Origin of the sequence: Gilliamella sp. B2969, assembly GCF_026536195.1 — a bacterium.
GTDB lineage: Bacteria > Pseudomonadota > Gammaproteobacteria > Enterobacterales > Orbaceae > Gilliamella.
Genome location: NZ_JAFNOP010000004.1, coordinates 141,165 through 160,643, shown reverse-complemented (window position 1 = coordinate 160,643; position 19,479 = coordinate 141,165). Strand labels below are relative to the sequence as shown.

General features: G+C 35.3%; 16 protein-coding genes and 1 riboswitch. Of the genes, 10 read left to right on the top strand and 6 right to left on the bottom strand.

Annotated features, from left to right (window positions below; all coding sequences use genetic code 11):
• Positions 1-44 precede the first annotated feature (44 nt).
• Both J3U66_RS05045 and argS read right to left on the bottom strand, forming a co-directional pair.
• Complete coding sequence (locus J3U66_RS05045; protein ID WP_267348248.1) at positions 45-1,061, bottom strand: amidohydrolase family protein; 1,017 nt, start codon at positions 1,059-1,061, stop codon at positions 45-47.
• Positions 1,062-1,611: 550 nt separating this feature from the next.
• Entirely contained in the window at positions 1,612-3,345 is a 1,734-nt protein-coding gene (gene argS / locus J3U66_RS05040) for an arginine--tRNA ligase (RefSeq protein WP_267348247.1), read from the bottom strand.
• A 486-nt stretch (positions 3,346-3,831) separates the two neighbouring features.
• Here argS and J3U66_RS05035 point away from each other — a divergent pair, with 486 nt between their 5' ends.
• The 6 genes from J3U66_RS05035 to dinB all read left to right on the top strand — a co-directional run bounded on the left by J3U66_RS05035 (position 3,832) and on the right by dinB (position 10,658).
• Positions 3,832-4,179 (top strand): hypothetical protein, encoded by a 348-nt coding sequence (locus J3U66_RS05035; protein ID WP_267348246.1) that lies wholly within the window; start codon positions 3,832-3,834, stop codon positions 4,177-4,179.
• Positions 4,180-4,222: 43 nt separating this feature from the next.
• A riboswitch (TPP riboswitch) is annotated at positions 4,223-4,331 on the top strand.
• 40 nt (positions 4,332-4,371) lie between these two features.
• Positions 4,372-5,370, top strand: a complete 999-nt coding sequence (gene thiB, locus J3U66_RS05030) for a thiamine ABC transporter substrate binding subunit (RefSeq protein WP_267348244.1) — start codon at positions 4,372-4,374, stop codon at positions 5,368-5,370.
• A gap of 17 nt (positions 5,371-5,387) precedes the next feature.
• On the top strand, positions 5,388-6,953 hold the full coding sequence (thiP, locus tag J3U66_RS05025; RefSeq protein WP_267348242.1) for a thiamine/thiamine pyrophosphate ABC transporter permease: 1,566 nt from the start codon (positions 5,388-5,390) through the stop codon (positions 6,951-6,953).
• Complete coding sequence (gene thiQ / locus J3U66_RS05020) at positions 6,940-7,644, top strand: thiamine ABC transporter ATP-binding protein ThiQ (RefSeq protein WP_267348240.1); 705 nt, start codon at positions 6,940-6,942, stop codon at positions 7,642-7,644. The genes thiP and thiQ overlap by 14 nt, the downstream gene beginning before the upstream one ends.
• 170 nt (positions 7,645-7,814) lie before the next feature.
• Entirely contained in the window at positions 7,815-9,521 is a 1,707-nt protein-coding gene (gene cptA, locus J3U66_RS05015; protein WP_267348239.1) for a phosphoethanolamine transferase CptA, read from the top strand.
• Between the two features lie 81 nt (positions 9,522-9,602).
• Positions 9,603-10,658 carry a DNA polymerase IV gene (gene dinB / locus J3U66_RS05010; RefSeq protein ID WP_267332532.1) on the top strand — a complete coding sequence of 352 codons (1,056 nt, stop codon included), beginning with the start codon at positions 9,603-9,605 and terminating at the stop codon, positions 10,656-10,658.
• Positions 10,659-10,782: 124 nt separating this feature from the next.
• Here the strand turns inward: dinB and J3U66_RS05005 are convergent, their stop codons facing one another.
• Together J3U66_RS05005 and J3U66_RS05000 are read right to left on the bottom strand one after the other, a co-directional pair.
• A complete protein-coding gene (locus J3U66_RS05005; RefSeq protein ID WP_267332533.1) occupies positions 10,783-12,219 on the bottom strand; it encodes a 6-phospho-beta-glucosidase in 1,437 nt (478 codons plus the stop codon).
• Positions 12,220-12,232: 13 nt separating this feature from the next.
• Entirely contained in the window at positions 12,233-14,107 is a 1,875-nt protein-coding gene (locus J3U66_RS05000; RefSeq protein ID WP_267332534.1) for a glucose PTS transporter subunit IIA, read from the bottom strand.
• A 176-nt stretch (positions 14,108-14,283) separates the two neighbouring features.
• Here J3U66_RS05000 and J3U66_RS04995 point away from each other — a divergent pair, with 176 nt between their 5' ends.
• Positions 14,284-14,988 (top strand): GntR family transcriptional regulator, encoded by a 705-nt coding sequence (locus tag J3U66_RS04995; RefSeq protein ID WP_267332535.1) that lies wholly within the window; start codon positions 14,284-14,286, stop codon positions 14,986-14,988.
• Positions 14,989-15,119: 131 nt separating this feature from the next.
• Here the strand turns inward: J3U66_RS04995 and pyrE are convergent, their stop codons facing one another.
• Together pyrE and rph are read right to left on the bottom strand one after the other, a co-directional pair.
• Positions 15,120-15,767, bottom strand: a complete 648-nt coding sequence (gene pyrE / locus J3U66_RS04990) for an orotate phosphoribosyltransferase (RefSeq protein ID WP_267332536.1) — start codon at positions 15,765-15,767, stop codon at positions 15,120-15,122.
• Between the two features lie 13 nt (positions 15,768-15,780).
• Complete coding sequence (gene rph, locus J3U66_RS04985; RefSeq protein WP_267332537.1) at positions 15,781-16,497, bottom strand: ribonuclease PH; 717 nt, start codon at positions 16,495-16,497, stop codon at positions 15,781-15,783.
• Between the two features lie 159 nt (positions 16,498-16,656).
• Between rph and J3U66_RS04980 the strand changes: the two genes are divergently transcribed.
• The 3 genes from J3U66_RS04980 (at position 16,657) to J3U66_RS04970 (ending at position 19,408) form a co-directional block, all read left to right on the top strand.
• On the top strand, positions 16,657-17,523 hold the full coding sequence (locus tag J3U66_RS04980; RefSeq protein ID WP_267348237.1) for a YicC/YloC family endoribonuclease: 867 nt from the start codon (positions 16,657-16,659) through the stop codon (positions 17,521-17,523).
• A 24-nt stretch (positions 17,524-17,547) separates the two neighbouring features.
• Positions 17,548-18,453, top strand: a complete 906-nt coding sequence (locus tag J3U66_RS04975) for a DMT family transporter (RefSeq protein WP_267348235.1) — start codon at positions 17,548-17,550, stop codon at positions 18,451-18,453.
• A gap of 259 nt (positions 18,454-18,712) precedes the next feature.
• Positions 18,713-19,408, top strand: coding sequence for a tetratricopeptide repeat protein (locus tag J3U66_RS04970; protein ID WP_267344816.1), 696 nt, complete (start codon positions 18,713-18,715; stop codon positions 19,406-19,408).
• Positions 19,409-19,479 lie beyond the last annotated feature (71 nt).

The following is a 19,479-nucleotide window of genomic DNA, read 5'->3' as shown; positions in this document are numbered from 1 at the left end:
TGGGATTTTTTATTGGTCAAATTTTATTGTGTTTCATTCAATTATTATTCAAGTCCTAATACCATTCGTCCGTTTTTGGTAGCGACATTTACCACATTGTCTAAATCGGTATACCGGCATCCTGTAACGAGTAGTTTAAGCTCTTCCCACATGTTGCCTGTTGAAAATGGTAACATATAATCACTGACATTATCGGTACCAATCGCAACAGGAATACCTGCAGCGGCAAGTTCATCAATAGGAGTAAGAGAATTACGGGTAGGACCTTGTTCTTCACGGCGAGGGCTATCGATCCATGCGAATGGGCAAGCGATGACCATCATTTTCGCTTCTTTCATTTTTTTATAGAGTTTTTGACGATATTCCAAACTATGCGCAGTAATTGAAATACTATGAATTGCTACTACGCGTCCGTGCATGCCATGTTCCAAAGTTTTATCGGTGAGTTGTTCGGTTTCAATCTCGTCTGAGGAGTTAAATTGATCAACATGAACATGGACCATTTTGCCTAATGATTTTCCTGTTTGCATCAATACATCAAGATGTTTTAGCCCCATTCCTTCACCATGATCACGTTCATCACGACGTGGTAATCCACCAATGATATCAACTAAATCTGCACCTTTATCAAACCAGTAACGTGCTTCTTTATCAATAACACCTTTAAGGGTTTGATTGACTAATTTTATGATAATGTCATTTTTATAAGTTTCACGGGCTCTTAGTGCGCCTTTGATTGCTCGCTCTTCTGCAATTGGATCGATATCGACAAATGATCCCATGGCACTGACCCCTTGTTCGATCATTCGCTCAACCGCCATGCTGAAATGGCGGTAATAATCGTCTTCACTCATCGATGCTTTGACTTTATCTAACGTATCCCATTTTTCAATTAAAGTCTGCTTTTGATAAACATCAAAACTGTCAACAGTGATCGTAAAAGCACGATCGGCATGCATATGTGAATTAACCCAACCGCCATTTTGTTTAATTTTATTCATTAAATATGCTTTTAAACTTTGATCTCGACTGGTTAATAACATCTTTTTATTATCGGTCATAATGTGCCTCTACGATTCAATTGAGCTAAATTAGATAAAATAATAGATAAAAAAAATCCCCCTAAGATGGAGGATTAACAATAAATCAACAATGTTGTTTAGGACTGTTGATTTATATTTTGTCATGGTCAACTACTCTTGGTTGCTTAAATAATTTGAAAGAATTCTAACTAAACTATTTTTAATATCAAGTGCCGTTCTTATAAAAATATGTAAATAAATGAAATGGTTAAAGTATTATTTTTTAGATTTTTATCCCAAATTCAAGCTTTTATATAAAATTTAATTTTGGTATTACAGGATTTTTAATCAATAACTACCTATTTTATATCAATAATCTATTGTCCAAAAATCGAGACCAACAAAAGCATTATGCGATTTATTGTCAATCTCAAAAAGTGTAGTATTGCTTTGTTTAACACTAAAGAGTATATGGATGAATTGGATTTTTAGCGTTCTTTAATATATCAGCGTGTAAAAATTTTAAAAGAATTTATGTGTTTTAATGAAAAAACCACCGATGATGAATTTTATCGGTGGTATGCTAATGTTACATTTTTTCGACAGTTTTGATTCCTAACATATCAAGACCGATATTAAGGGTTTTAGCGGTTAACGAAGCCAATTTTAAGCGGCTTTGTTTCAAGTTTTCGTTTTCCGCCGTTAAAATAGGGCAATTTTCATAGAAACTAGAAAATAGGGTAGCGATATCGTATAAATAGGCGCAAAGTACATGTGGTGTGCCTTCTGCGGCAACGTTTGATACAGTTTCATCAAATTGTATTAATCGAATTGCTAATGCTCGCTCTTTATCCGTACCTAAATTAATAGTGCCGCTTAAGCTGTCTTCGCTGATATTTGATTTTCTAAATACAGAAAGCACGCGTGTATAAGCATATTGTAAATAAGGGGCCGTATTTCCCTCAAATGACAACATATTATCCCAATCAAACACATAATCGGTGGTACGATTTTTGGAAAGATCAGCATATTTGACCGCACCTATTGCTACAGCGTCAACCACTTGGGCAAGCTCAGTATCGGTTAAGTCTGGATTTTTATTTCGAATTAAAGTAGTCGCTCGTTCTGTCGCTTCATCAAGTAGATCATTTAATTTAACAGTGTCACCAGAACGCGTCTTAAACGGCTTGCCATCTTTACCTAACATCATACCAAACATGTGATGCTCAAGTTTTAAGGATTCTGGTACATATTTCGCTTTATGCACGATATCCCAAACTTGTTCTAAATGTTGATGTTGACGTGAATCGGTATAATATAAAATACGTTCAGCATGAAGTGTTTCATAACGATATTTAACACAGGCAATGTCGGTTGTTGCATAAAGATAGCCACCATCACGTTTTTGGATGATAACGCCCATGGGTTCGCCTTCTTTATTTTTATATTCATCTAAAAATACAACGATTGCACCGTCACTTTCAACCGCTAATTTTTTCTGTTTTAGATCGGCAACAATGCCTGGTAGCATGCTGTTATAGATGCTTTCGCCCATTGTATCTTCAATCGATAATGTGACATTAAGGCGTTTATATGTGGCAATATTTTGCGTCATGGTGATATCAACCAATTTTCGCCACATTTCACGGCAATATTTGTCACCACCTTGAAGTTTTACTACATAATTACGGGCTTTTTCGGCAAAGGCTTCGTCTTCATCGTAATGTTTTTTAGCTGCGCGATAGAACGATTCTAAATCTGAAAGCTCCATGTCGTTGGCATGTTCATTTTCCATTTTTTCAAGATAGGCAATTAACATCCCAAATTGGGTTCCCCAATCTCCAACATGGTTGGCACGGATAACATTATGACCAAGAAAGCTTAATACTCGTACACTGGCATCACCAATAATGGTTGAGCGTAGATGACCGACGTGCATCTCTTTAGCAACATTGGGGGCCGAGTAATCAACCACAATAGTTTGAGGTTTGGCGGGTAAAGTAATATTGAGTTTATCACTACTTAGCGCGACTTCGTTTTGTTCAGCAATCCAACTATTTTTTAAGAAGATATTAATAAAACCCGGCCCAGCGATTTCCACTTTATCGGCAATATCATCAATATCAAGATGTTGTAAAACTTTTTCAGCTAATGCGCGTGGTGGCATTCCCAATTTTTTAGCAGTAGACATGATACCATTTGCTTGATAATCACCAAATTGAACTTTAGCGGATTGCTTGATTAAAGCGTCACAGTTTTTATCAGCACCGGCCATAATCATTGCTTGGGAAACACGTTGTGTTAATAGTTGTTGAATATTCACACTGAACCTAATCAATTAAAATAAAATGCCCAATATAATACTGATAAATTGATAAATTGTCACTGTGGGATTAGTTAAGGACAAGTAAATAGCTAATTTTTTTATAAACAAAAATTTTTTAATTTAAGGGTGATAGATTAACTTAACTATAAAATAGAAAAAAATAAAAAGAAAACATGTGCCAAAATTTATTTAACTAACTGATTGTCAATGCTTTTTGTCTTTTCAACTTTGGCATTTGCCCAAGACCATAACAATCTGCAAGAGCTCAAACTACCGATAACCTCCTCACAATTGATAAAATACTATAAATCAAATAATCATGGTGAAAATGTCCTTTTGGATAAGTATGCAAAACTCACTTGACCTTTAAATGAGCAAGAGATTGATTTCCCGATCCAAAATACGTCCTATGAATTTATTCCCTTTCATGAAGGAATTCGTTATTACGAAGTAGGTGGTTTTATGCGGAATAATTGTCTTTAAGTGATTATTTATAATTGGTATGGGATATCTGATACCCCATTACTCAATATTCAACTAACTAGTTATGATGAACAAGGTAAATTGCTTGATGCGGTGCTTTTGGATAGTCAATATTCTTATGAGGATGTGAGTTGTTTTATTGAATTTTCGGTCAATAAGGATTTAACGATAAACCTAAAACATTATGTGACTGACTATTATGATGATGAACATGAATATGGTGATGAAGCTGGACTAATAAAAGATCCTAAACCGGAATTTTGTAAAGGAGAGCAGTATAAGATCAACACTGGTAAGTTTAAGTTAATTTATTCTAAAATGGCAAAGAAGTTTGAATGGCAACAGTGAGTAACAACTATTTACAATTAAGCCTTCACCGACTACACTAATGCTGTTCTCAACGGGGTGCCCTAATGGGCTGAGAGTGTTAGTTGTGTTAACATAACCCGTCGAACCTGAACTGGATCATGCCAGCGGAGGGATTTGAGTTATTATATCTGCTCAAACCTTTTGTCTTTTACTTGCTATTTTGGAGGCAAAATGTTTCGTCATTTGTTGTTATCAACTGTTCTACTTATATCATTGTTTTGGTCGCATTTTTCTGGCGCACAGCAACCGACTTTAACAATATATAGCTATAATTCGTTTATGTCGGAGTGGGGGCCTGGAGAAGCTATCAAACAGGGTTTTGAAGCTCAATGTCATTGTCAGCTAGAAGTAATTACGTTAGGTGATGGTGTTTCAATTTTAAATCGTATTCAGCTTGAAGGTGATAAAACCAATGCTGATGTTGTTTTAGGGTTGGATAATAATCTACTTGAGCAAGCAAAATTAACGAATATTTTTATTCCACATCAGATCGACAAACCCGATAATCTCTATACTGACTGGTGGGATAATGAGTTTATGCCATATGACTTCGGTTATTTTGCCTTTATTTATAATAAACAGAAGATAAAAAATCCACCGCGATCTATGCAACAGTTAGTTGACAATAAAGATCATTGGAAAATCATTTATCAAGATCCTAGAACTAGCACGCCTGGATTAGGTTTGCTGCTGTGGGTTAAAAAAGTTTATGGTGATGATGCTGCGCAAGCATGGCAAAAAATAGCTAAAAATACCGTAACAGTAACAAAAGGTTGGAGCGAATCTTACGGCATGTTTTTGAAAAATGAAGCAGATTTAGTATTAAGTTACAGCACTTCCCCTGTTGCACATATAATTTCTGATAACGATCATCGTTTTGCTGCCGCCATTTTTGATGAGGGGCATTATCGTCAAGTTGAAGTGGCTGCCATTGTAAAATATACACAACAACCAGAGTTAGCTCGCCAATTTTTACATTATTTATTAACACCCGAGATTCAACGTCAATTTGCTGAAAAAAATGTCATGTATCCAATCATAAAAACCGATTTGCCAGCAGCTTATCAACAGATTGATACAGTGAAAAAAGCCCTTGAATTTGATGCAAAGCAAGTTGAATTAAATCAAAAATCTTGGGTGCGTGAATGGCAAGTTGCTGTCAGTAAATAATGTCATCGGAACGAATATTGAAATTTCAATCCTTAATTCCAGGTATCAGTGCTGTTGGTTTGATTTTGCTCATATTAGGCACGGCACTTATTGCGCTTTGGGGATTTGCAATTCGAACCGATAATATAAGCATCTATTTTGATCATTATTTACTGCATATTATTTGGGTAACAGTTTTGCAAGCTGGTTTATCAACTTGTTTAGCCATCATATTGGCAGTATTGATGGCGAAAGCATTAGCTATGGTAGGCTTTCCATGTCAAGGATTACTCATCAAAATAATGCCGGTTACCTTTATTTTACCGACTTTAGTTGTGGTTACTGGTTTGCTTTCAGTGTATGGTCAGCATGGTATCGTTTCGTTAATTTTTCAATTTTTGAACCTACCAATTGAATTATCAATTTATGGTTTGAAAGGTATATTATTAGCCCATGTGTTTTTAAATTTTCCTTATGCTTGTTGTTTGTTTTATCAATCCTTAAAAAGTGTTCCTATCGAACAAAAACAGTTAGCTGCTCAGTTAAATTTTTCTGCTTTTACTTTTTTTAAGTTAGTTGAATGGCCATTATTGCGTCGACAAATCTTACCAATGGCAGCACTGATTTTTATGTTATGTTTTTCAAGTTTTGCAATCGTGTTAGCTCTTGGTGGCGGGCCAAAATATACCACTATTGAGGTAGCAATATATCAGTCGATCCGTGATTTTGATCTTATACAAGCCGTGTTACTTTCTTTTTTGCAACTAATTTGTTGTATTGGTTTTCTTATCATCATGCAAAGAATAAATCGAATCAAAAAAATGCATATTCGATTTGTTCATCAAACTTATCAAGTTCCGATTCCTTACTATTTATCATTGATCAGTTATGTCATCATTTTGATTGGGAGTTTATTTATTTTATTACCGTTGGTTACAATATTGATTGAAGGTATTTATTTTTTCAAATTTGCGTTATTAACAGCGGTACTTTTAAAAGCACTGCTTACCTCAATTATCATTGCAGTAGGTTCCGCTTTTATTGCAATGTTTCTTGCATTATTGTTACTTTGGACCAATAGCCGATTATTGATTAATCAACAAATTAAATGGAGCAATCGTTTAATGTTAATTGGTTCATTAATTTTGGCCATTCCAAGTATGGTTTTAGCTTCAGGGCTTTTCTTATTATTATTTCAATATGCCGACAATATAATTATTATTTCAATATTAGTGATGTTGTGTAACGCACTGATGGCGTTACCTTTTTTATTAAAAAATCTTTCAATCCCCATGTATGAAGTGAGTTTACGTTATTGGCAACTTTGCCAATCGCTTAATATTCAAGGTTTAACACATTTTTACTTGATTGAATTTAAGGCATTAAAAAAGTTGATGGTAATGAGTTTTGCTTTTGCTGTTATTTTGTCATTTGGTGATTTTGGTGTTATTGCTTTGTTTGGTGGGCAAGCTTTAACCACCTTACCTTATTATTTATATGAGCAAATATCACACTATCATTATCAAGAAGGTACTGTGACGGCTGCAATTTTATTGATGTTATCTTTTAGCTTAATGGTTGTGATGGATTATGATCGAACTTAATCAAGTAAATTATCATTACGATAATTTTAATATGCATTTTGAAATTAATATTGCAGCAAAAGAGCACGTCGTGATTGTTGGACCAAGTGGTGCAGGTAAAAGTACTTTATTGAGTTTAATCGCTGGGTTTATTTTTCCAAATTCAGGCACAATTAAACTTAATCATCAAAATATGACAAAAATTGCGCCGGGCAAACGCCCTGTGTCGATGTTATTTCAACACAATAATTTATTTAGTCACTTAACAGTTCAACAAAACATCGCTTTAGGAATTAAACCATCATTAAAACTTACACAAGCTGAGCAAAATACAATCGCTAATATTCTTGAACAAGTCGGATTGGCTGGATTTTCAGAGCGTTATCCAGAACAATTATCAGGGGGGCAACGTCAACGAGTAGCGCTGGCTCGTTGTTTGATACAACATCGTCCAATTTTATTGTTGGATGAGCCTTTTTCAGCCCTTGATCAAGCTTTACGTCAAGAAATGTTATTGTTAGTTAATCAAATTTGTCATCAGTATGATTTAACGCTAATGATGGTATCGCATTATCTAGATGAATCATTGAACTATTTCTCGCGTTGTTTAGTGGTAGAAGATGGACAGATTATTTTTAATGAACGGCCTGCGCAATTAATGCAACCACAGTATAGTGCTGTTGCAAAATTGTTAGGTATAAAAATTGACTAATATGATAATAATGTTAATTTAGTGATAACTTGATCAATTATATATTAAGTTTTTTTATTTTAGTAACTAGGGTTGTTATTAATTATTAACTTTAATAAATACCTTAAGGTTTTATTAATCTCGAAAAGATAACTTATAAAACTTAATTATTCCTTGTTGAAAAAAAAGTTATGCAAAAATTTAACCAGTCTGCAAAATTTAGTTGGTCAAATCTTATTTTTATCATTCTATTTTTTTGCTATTTTTCTTGTGCTTTACAACTTTATATAGCCTTATCTGGACACTCCAACTTTATTGGTTTGCGCGATGCAATAATTTATAGTTTGATTTGGCTTATTCCTGTTTTGTTTTTTCCTAATTATACCCGTAAAATCGCAGCTGTTTATGGAATAATTGTTGGTGGCCTGTCTTTGATTTCAATTGGATATTTTGTCATTTACCGACAAGAATTTTCACAGAGTGTATTTTTTGTGATGGCGGAATCAAACTTCAATGAATCACATGAATTTATTCAACAATATTTAAGTTGGAAATTGGTGGTTATCCTTGTTGTTTATATTTTAATTGCAATTTATTTGTGGAAAAAAGTCAAACCTGTTTATGTTAAAAGTAGTACCAAGTGGATAGTATCTATGCTAATTGCTATTTACGCGATAATGCCGGTAGTAATTAGTGTCACTGTGAAAAAAACAACCTTTGAAAAGGCGTATAAACATTTATTAACACGTATGGAAACCACAGTGCCTTGGCAATTAATCAATAGTTATTTAGCTTATCGTTCGCAATTATCTAACATGGAAGATATCTTAAATCACTTGCAAACCATACCAAAGTTAGAAAATTTAACCGATGCTAATGGTAATACGCCAAGAACGTTAGTGCTAGTGATTGGTGAGTCAACTACTCGTAATCGCATGGGGATTTATGGTTATGGACGCGATACGACGCCTCAAATTGAACAATTTAAAAAGGATAATCCAGATTTATTAGTATTCAATGATGTTGTATCTTCAAGGCCATATACTATTGAAATTCTCCAACAAGCATTAACCTTTGCAGATGAGCAGCATCCCGAATTGTATTTAACCACCCCTTCATTAATACATTTGATGAAACAAGCGGGTTATAAAACGTTTTGGATTACTAATCAACAGACAATGACAGAACGTAATACTATGTTAACTATGTTTTCAAAACAGGCTGATGAGCAGTTTTATATGAATAATGATCGCAATCAAAGTTCAAGGCAGTATGATGAGTCAGTTTTTCCGCCTTTTAAAGCTGTGTTAGCCGATCCAGCAGAAAAGAAATTCATTGTTATTCATCTACTTGGTACACATATGAAATATGAGTTTCGCTATCCAAAAGATGGCGAACATGACCGTTTTCGCGATAAAACTGGCATTGCTCATTCTTTAGATGACGATAAGTTAGATGTTTATAATAGTTATGATAATGCGGTCAGTTATAATGATTATGTCACAACAACATTGTTTAAAATGTTTAAACAAAGCCACGAAAATGGTTTTATCTTGTATTTTTCTGATCATGGTGAAGATGTATACCAAACTCCACCTTATGATGTATTAGGTCGTAATGAAAAAGCACCAACGAAAACCATGTACACCGTACCATTTATGCTTTGGCAATCACCGCAGTGGCGGGCAACGCATCCTAATAATTATCAAAATTATGTTGATCGTAAATACAGTACCCAAGATTTGATTCATACTTGGTCTGATTTAGCTGGACTGAGTTATAACTTATATGAACCACAAAAAAGTATTGTTAATCCTAACTTTCATCAATCAACTCGGTGGATAGGCGATCCTTATGATAAAAATGGATTGATCGATTTTGATAAATTATCACACTAATTTATTGTCCGTTTGCACGAGTACTTAAGATATGATATTGTATATTTATACAGTTATATCTTAAGTACAATTAAACCCATTATGCGAAAAATTATTCATATTGATATGGATTGTTTTTATGCTGCAGTTGAAATGCGAGATAATCCTCGTTATCGTCATTTACCTATTGCAGTAGGCGGCGATCCGCGCAAACGAGGTGTTGTTGCAACAGCTAATTATTTAGCACGTCAATTTGGTGTACATAGTGCGATGTCAACAGCACAAGCGATAAAACTATGTCCTAATCTTAAAGTAATTCCTGGTAGACATGCAGTTTATAAAGAGGTATCAAATCAGATTCACCAAATATTTGCGCGTTATACTTCTGCAATTGAAACACTTTCGCTTGATGAAGCTTATTTAGATGTAACAGAGTGTAAACTTTGTCATGGTTCAGCAACGCTTATTGCCCAAGATATACGCCAAGCTATTTTTAATGAACTAGAATTAACAGCTTCAGCCGGTGTTGCACCTTTAAAATTTCTCGCAAAAATTGCATCAGATATGAATAAACCTAATGGTCAGTATGTCATTAGACCCGAACAAGTGAACAATTTTATTGCACAGTTACCACTTAATAAAATTCCCGGTGTAGGTAAAGTGACCGAAAAAAAACTGACTGAATTGGGCTTATTTACTTGTAACGATGTTGTTAATTACGATCTTACCAAGCTGCTTAATCAGTTTGGTAAATTTGGTCGAGTGTTATTTGAACGATGCCAAGGTATTGATGAACGTGAGGTCTGTAATGATCGACAACGTAAATCGGTAGGGGTTGAACGCACGTTAATCGATGATATTTATCAATGGGAAGCATGTTTAGACCAACTTGATCCCCTGTATGATGAATTAGAGAAAAGGTTAAGTAAAGTTAGAACAGATCTATCGATTGCAAGACAAGGCGTCAAATTCAAATTCGATGATTTTCAATTAACCACTCAAGAACACGTCTGGCCAAAATTAGATAAACAAGATTTAATTGCTCAAGCTTATAAAGTATGGCAAGAAAGGCGTAATAATCGAGGTGTCAGGTTAATTGGTTTTCATGTTACATTAATTGACCCACAATTGGATAAACAGTTAATTTTTAATTTTTGATGATTCTGAAAATGTTTGTCACTCAATCATTGTGTTAGCTGACGGTTAACAATATAACGTGTCTATGAGGATTTTACCTGTAGTAATAAAATCCTCATTGTGTCTAATCAAGCAATGAACGGCACTATTTTAAATCAGCGCCGTTAGTGGCTATGACGTGTTTATACCATTGAAATGAATCTTTTTTATAGCGTTTCATTGTGCCGTTACCTTCATTATCACGATCGACATAAATCACGCCATAACGTTTTTTCATTTCACCCGTAGTGAAAGAAACCACATCAATAATTCCCCATGCGGTATAGCCCATCACGTCAACGCCATCATAGTCAATAGCTTTTAACATTGCTTTAATATGTGCGCCCAGATATTCAACGCGAGGTTTATCATGAATTTGATTATCATGTTCTAATTCATCAATTGCACCAAAACCATTTTCCACAATAAATAAAGGTAACTGATAGCGATCATATAAACGGTTAAGTGTATAGCGCAAACCTTCAGGATCTATTGGCCAGCCCCAGTCACTGCTTTTTATATAAGGGTTTTCAACTGCATTAGGTAGTGCACCATTGACGATATTATCACGGTTATCATTTTTAACATCAGCTTTTACGACAGTTGACATGTAGTAGCTAAAGCCGATGTAATCAACAGTACCTTGTTTTAAAAAAGCTAAATCTTCTTCAGTAATATCAAGTTTGTAGCCTTCGCGTTCAAACTCTTTTAATGCGTATGCTGGATAATAGCCACGAACATGTACATCAGGGAAAAAGAAGCGCTGATGCATTGCAATTTCTGAGGCCATCATATCTTCAGGATTACAAGAAAACGGATAAATAGGTACATGAGATACCATGCAACCAATTTGAAAATCTGGGTTAATTTTTTTGCCAGCAATCACAGCTTTAGCACTCGCTAACAGCTCATAGTGCGCAACTTGATAAAGCACTTCTTGAGGATTTTCGCCCGGTTTAACTTGAACACCTGAATTAGTCCAGAAAAAGATTGGATTACTGGTATCCATTTGGTTATTAATCTCGTTAAACGTCATCCAGTATTTGACTTTGTGTTTATAACGTTCAAAACAGGTAATAGCAAAACGCTCAAAAAACTCTACGGTTTTACGATTACGGAATCCACCATAGTGACGGGCAATATGCAGTGGCATCTCGAAATGCGATAGGGTGATAACGGGTTCAATGCCATGGGCAATTAATTCATCGAATACCGCATCGTAGAATTTTAGTCCTTCTTCATTAGGCTCAAGTTCATCCCCTTTAGGATAAATTCTCGTCCATGCAATGGAAGTACGCAGACATTTTAGACCTAACTCTGCAAATAGCTTAATATCTTCTTTATAGTGATGATAAAAATCAATAGCAGTATGATTCGGATAAAATTTATCCGCTTCTATACCTTCAGTTATTTGTCTTGGAACACCATGGGCACCCGCTGTCATTACATCGACAACACTTGGGCCTTTGCCTCCTTCATTCCAACCGCCTTCAAATTGATGGGCAGCTAACGCTCCACCCCATAAAAATGTTTTTTGCTTCATAACTTTTTCCCTATTATTGCTTAATTTTAAATATGATATTTTTAGGTGTAACTTCTGTATTTTCCGTTAAAATAATTTGTTGATATTGATCGGTATTGACAATAATAATTGGTGTAATTAGTGGATATCCTGCTTGTTTGATCGCTTTTGGATCGAAACTAATTAACAAATCACCTTTTTTCACTTTTTGATTGAGTTCTACATGATAACTAAATTCATTATTTGTCAAATTAACGGTATCAATTCCAACATGGATCAGTAATTCAACGCCATTATTTAATGTTAAACCAATAGCATGTTTAGAACTTGCAAACACAGCGGTAACCTGTGCATCATCAGGCGCATATACATGATTATCAGTTGGCTCAATGGCAATACCTTCCCCCATAAGTTTTTGAGCAAAAGCAGGATCAGGGACTTCACTCAGTGGTAATGCTTTACCTGACATTGGACTTGTTATTTCTAGATCGCCCAATACTAATTTGGGGGTATCATTTTCAATCTCATTTGACTGTGCTTGTTTCGCTTCACCCGTTCCTAAAATTTGGATTATCAACACAGGACCGAATAATGCAATTGCTGATCCAATTAAAACACCAATAAATGATCCAGGATGTTCAGGATTAATCGCATTGACAATAGTTAATGGTCCAGGTAATGCGGCATAAGTATAGTAATAGGGTGAAAACAAACCTGCAACAATCCCGCCAAGTGCTCCACATAAGCAACCATAAATAAAAGGTTTTTTAAAGCGTAAATTAACGCCATAAATGGCTGGTTCGGTAATACCAAATAGTCCTGTCACGAAAGCGGATAATGATACCCCTTTCATTTCTTGCGTGCGAGTTTTCAAATAAAAACCTAATGCAGCACCAACTTGACCAATAACGGCGATAGTTTGGAAAGCTTGGAATGAGTCTTGACCATACTGGTTAATATTTTCAATGATAACAGGCGTAATACCCCAATGTACGCCAAATATGACAAAGACTTGCCATACAGCGCCAATTATTCCACCTGCAACAGATGGTGCAAGGTTAACTATCCAGTTATAGCCATGAGCAATATAGTGAGCGGCACCTGCTGTTACTGGTCCAATAGCTAGTAAGGTTAGTGGCACCATAATCACTAAACAGATAAGAGGCATTAACAGTGGTTTAATAATGCTGTGTAAACGTGGTTCTAAAAATCGTTCAAGGTAAGATAGCAACCATACTAAAAATAGGGGTGGTAATACGGTTGAAGTGTAAGTGGTTTCAGATAAAGCGATACCAAATAGATCAATTTCTTGTCCCGATTTTATTAAAGCCGCAAGTTCTGCCCATGTTGGCGATAATAAAGCTGCACAACAAGCGACCGCAATATAAATATTACAACGAAAGTGTTGTGAGGCAGTAATTGCAATAAAAATAGGTAAAAAAGCAAAAGGTGCCCATGAAATAAAATTGAATATTTGACAGGTACCGGTTGTTGCAAACTGAGGAAAAGCTAATTTAATTAAAATTAAGATCCCTTGTAGAATCCCTGATGCAGCTAGAACATAAACAAATGGGGCAAAAACAGCTGACATGGTTGCAATAATGCGATTTAACATTCCGCTTTGGGCATTTTTTTCAATTTTGTTATCCGTGTTAATGAGTTTTATAAATGCGTTGTAAACTTTTTCAACATTGGTACCAATAACAATCTGAATTTGTCCACCTTTTTCAACTACCGTGATGACTCCTGGCATTTTAGCAATGGTTTCTTTAGCGTGTTCAGGTGTTTTTTGGGTAACAATTCGTAGACGCGTAGTACAGCGAGCTACGGTAACAATATTATTTTCACCTCCTAGCTCATTTAGAATATCAATAGCGAGTTGATTATAGTCTCTGATTTTTGACGACATCGATTTTACTCCTCAAAAAGGTTAGTAAGCTTATCTTATCGATAAAATTGAAATTGTTAATGACCAATTATATTGTTTGTGATCTAGATCTAACTTTTCATTCGCTTAGTTTAAAAATCTTATTAACCTGTATAAAATAGATAACGTTTACTTATAAGAAGAATAAAGAGTTCGCCATGCTGAAATATCAAGATGTTGCTGAAAAAATTAAGCAAACTATCTATCAACAAAAAATGCCTAAAGATACCCAGTTACCTAATATTGAAGGATTAATAAATCAATATCAGGTTAGCCGGACTACGATTATAAAAGCCCTTAATCGTTTAGAGCGTCATGGTGTTATTTACCAGATTCAAGGTAGCGGTATTTTTGTTCGTCAACCTAAAAAGAGTGGTTATCTTAACTTTCTAGAAAGCCATGGCTTTAGTGTTGATTTAAATGATCTACCCGGATCGTCCGAAGTGTTTAATGTTGATATCATTAAGCCCAACCAGAAAGTTAAAGAAAATCTGCAATGCAGTGATGACGAAGACGTATACTTTATTAAACGTTTACGTTATGTCGATGGTGAAGTCTATGGCTTTGAACAATCTTATTATCGCAAAAAATTAGTCTCTTATTTGAATAAACAAATAGCAGAGCATTCTATATTTAGTTATGTACAAGAGACGTGTAATATCAATATCGGATTTTCGGATAAATATTTTAACGCGATAAAATTAGAGCAAGATGTTGCAACCTATTTAGGGTTAAAAGCGGGTGATCCCGCGCTATGTGTTGAGGAGATCTTTTATACTTCGGCCGGTGAGCCTTTCGATTTTTCCCAGATCATTTATCATTATGATAATGCCAAATTTTATGTGCAAAGTCATTCGAAGTAATAGTTAAAAACCTTTCATCCTCATTTAGTCGATTAACTTATTTATTACTATTGTTTTATCACTGTTTAAGATAAAAAAAGCGCTTTAAAAGCGCTTGATTGAATCTATTTTTAAACAACATCAGCCAGTAATTACCTTATACCATATTCCGCGCGATAAGCCTCGACCTGTTTAACTTGGTCTTGGCGGGCAGGATCTTTATATAAATATTGAATCAAGTCATCTAGTGTGATGATTGAAATGACATCACATTGATAAGTTTGTTTAATCTCCTGAATAGCTGAAAGGTCACCGCGGCCTTTTTCTTGACGATCCAAGCAGATAAGCACACCCGCTAATTTAGATTTGTTGTCTTCAAGTATTCGCATTGATTCACGAATGGCTGTACCGGCTGTAATTACATCGTCAACTAACATAACTCGCTGTTGATAAATAGAACTTCCTACTAAATTACCGCCTTCACCATGATCTTTCGCCTCTTTGCGATTAAAACAGTAAGGCACATCAACATTATGGTGTTCTGAAAGTGCAACAACCGTTGATGAGACGATAGGAATACCTTTATAGGCTGGACCAAAAATGACATCATATTGTAAATTAGCATCGGTTAATGCTGCTGCATAAAAACGACCTAATAAAGCGAGATCTTTGCCAGTGTTAAACAGTCCTGCATTAAAAAAATAGGGGCTTTTACGACCCGATTTTAAGGTGAATTCACCAAATTTTAATGCTTGCCTTTCTAAAGCAAATTCTATAAATTCACTTTTATATGATTTCATCGATTATCTCCAATTAATCTTTTAAGGCCTGCTTTTGTGCTTCAATAATAGCGGCAATGCCGTTTTTAGCTAGATCTAATAATTTCAATAATTCATCGTGGCTGAACGGTTCGCCTTCGGCCGTGCCTTGTACTTCAATTATTCGACCATCGTCGGTCATGACCACGTTCATATCGGTTTCTGCGTTAGAATCCTCAATGTATTCCAAATCACATAATGCTTCGCCTTCAACAATACCAACAGATACCGCAGCGACTAAAGATTTGATTGGGTTTTGTTTAATTTGTCCTTTAACCAACATTTGGTTGATGGCATCATTAAGCGCGACACAAGCACCAGTTATAGACGCCGTTCTGGTGCCACCGTCAGCTTGAATGACATCGCAATCTAAAGTAATGGTATATTCACCGAGTAATTTAAGATCAATCATTGCTCGTAATGAACGCGCTATAAGGCGTTGAATTTCCATTGTACGGCCTGTTTGTTTACCTTTAGCTGCTTCGCGTTGATTTCGTGAATTGGTCGCGCGCGGTAACATACCATATTCGGCGGTAACCCAACCTTGATTTTGACCTTTTAAAAAGCGTGGAACACCTTCATCAACAGTGGCATTACAAAGTACCTTGGTTTCACCAAATTCAACCAATACAGAACCTTCTGCATGCTTAGTATAATGACGGGTTATTTTGATTGGGCGGACTTGTTCCGCAGATCGACCAGACGGGCGCATGCAATTCTCCAGCAGTTTAATTTAAAAAATTATCGTATTGAGCTAATCATTTAGGAGGACATCAACTGGATTACGTTGATGTTTAGCCTAAGCTAAGAGCATATTATACAGAATTTGTGATACAATGCCCAGCAAGTTTTTCAATTTTAGGGTGCAATTATGATTTCAAGTATGACGGCTTATGCAAGAAAAGAACTAAATCAACAATGGGGTAATGCTTCGTGGGAATTACGTTCAGTCAACCAACGATATTTAGAAACGTATATCCGTTTGCCAGAACAGTTTCGATCGTTAGAGCCTATTATTCGTGAACGCCTACGTAATCGTTTAACTCGAGGAAAAATTGAATGTAATTTGCGCTTTGAATTGGATTCTGCTGCACAAGGTCAAGAATTATTACTCAATAAAGAATTAGCAAAACAAATTTTAACTGCTGCTGATTGGATTAAAACGCAGCACCAAGCTGCTGAAGTCAATCCTATCGATGTGTTGCGTTGGCCAGGTGTGTTATCAGCGAAAGAGCAAAACCTTGACACGATTTCACAAGAGATTTTGGCCCTATTGGATATTACTATTGATGAATTTATCACGGTTCGTGAACGAGAAGGTCAAGCTCTTCGTGATTTGATCATTCAACGATTAGAAGGTATTACAGAACAAGTTAGTAACATTAAAAAGTGTATGCCTCAAATACTGGAATGGCAAAAAGAGAAACTGAAAAGCAAACTTGAAGAAGCGAATATAGAACTTGATAACTCTCGTCTTGAGCAGGAAATACTTATGCTTGCCCAACGTATTGATGTGGCAGAAGAGCTTGATCGTTTAACAACGCATGTGAAAGAAACCTATTCGATTTTAAAGAAAAACGAAGCAGTGGGTCGTAGATTGGACTTTATGATGCAAGAATTTAACCGTGAATCGAATACAATTGCCTCTAAATCAATCAATGCTGAGGTGACAGCAAGTGCTATTGAACTAAAAGTTCTCATTGAACAAATTAGAGAACAAGTACAAAACATTGAGTAAAAAACTAACTCACTTTAAGCCACAATGAATCGTTCATACGGTGTTATTGCCGTCATATTGGCATCAATCTTATGGGGTACAACAGGTACGGCAGCAACGTTAGCCCCATCACTCTCTCCTTTATTTATTGGTTCCTTTGCCATGGGGGTAGGGGGATTATTACAGTCTATTTTTGCTCTATCTAATATATTTAAAGAACGTAGGTTAATAGCAAATCACTTAGGTTTTTTACTGATTGGAAGTATTGCTGTTTCCCTTTATCCGCTAGCATTTTACTCTTCTATGCGACTATCTGGTGTGACTGTTGGTACAGTAGTATCTATTGGAACGGCACCGATTCTTTCAGCAATAATTGAGTATAGTAGCAAGGATTTTCATATTACTAAACAATGGGTTATTGGCGCGGCTTTTGGCATTTTAGGCATTATGCTTCTTTGTTTTTCTGAAAATAGTGCGACATCAACGCAATATAGTCATTTGGCTATTGGTATTTTGCTTGGTTTAATTGCTGGATTCACTTATGCATTATACTCTTGGTCGGCTCGTCAAATGATGTTAAAGGGTATATCTAGCAAATCAGCGATGGGAACGACATTTGGATGCGGAGGTTTATTGTTAATTCCAGTTATGATTTTAGTAGGATCTCAGTTATTTGATTCATTAATCAATATAACCATAAGCCTTTATATGGCATTGATTCCCATGTTTATCGGGTATTTATGTTATGGTTATGGGCTGTCAAAAATATCGGCTAGCACAGCAACAACTATTACACTATTAGAGCCGGTTATTGCAGCTATTTTAGCCATGTTAATTATCGATGAGTATCTATCTTTTTTAGGTTGGTTGGGAGTGGTATTTATTTTTATTTGCCTTGTTTTAGTTACGCTATCGACCTTAAATAAAGCATCAGTTTCAAACCCAAGATAATTAAATAGTTTGTGTGTAAATAGTATTTATCCTCCACAGATATATTTGTAAAATTGATTTTATTCACCTTATCATTAGATTTTTCATCGTAAATAGTCACTCTGAAATCAATCACCTATTTTTCTTAAAAAAATTTTGATATTAGTCAAAAAATTAATGTTGTCAGTTGTTATTGATCAATAATTTTGACAATATTACCAAGCACAACAATAGAAAATAATATAAATTATTTAACCTATAAAGATGATAAGGAAAAAACATGAAAAAAATATTCACCACAAGCTTACTGTTTTTGTTTTTAACGGGTATAGCCAATGCAGAAACCTCTTTAGAAGATATAGAAAAACTGCCTCGAGAAGAAATTATTAAACTTGCTAATGAAAAAAATGATGCTAAAGCACAATACTCTTTAGCACAAGATTATCAAGACGGTATAAATGTTGAGAAAGATCAAGCTAAAGCGAGAGAATTATACGAAAAATCAGCGGCACAAGGTTATGCACCGGCACAGTCTAATTTAGGTGTTTTTTATGAAAATGGTATTGCTGGTGAACAAAGTTATGAAAAAGCTAAACAGTTATATGAAAAATCAGCAGCGCAAAATGATCAGCATGGTCAATACAATTTAGCAACCTTGTATCAAAATGGTCGTGGTGTATCGCAAAATTTTGCAAAAGCCCGAGAGCTTTTTGAAAAATCTGCAGAACAAGGTTTTGTTAATGCACAATATCAATATGGTCAAATGTATTTGTTAGGCGAAGGTGTCAAAAAAGATTACGATAAAGCAAGAGTTTGGATGGAAAAAGCTGCACAGCAAGGAAAACCAGAAGCACAATTTAACTTAGGTGTGATGTATCAAAACGGTATGGGTGGTTTACCAAAAGATGACGACAAAGCATCAGAATGGTTTGAAAAAGCTTGTGAAAATGGTGCTAATCATCCAATTTGTAAATAATTAACAAAATTTAACTCACTACACGGAGGCAGTCGCCTCCTAAATAATTACGACAACCCCAGTATTGTTTT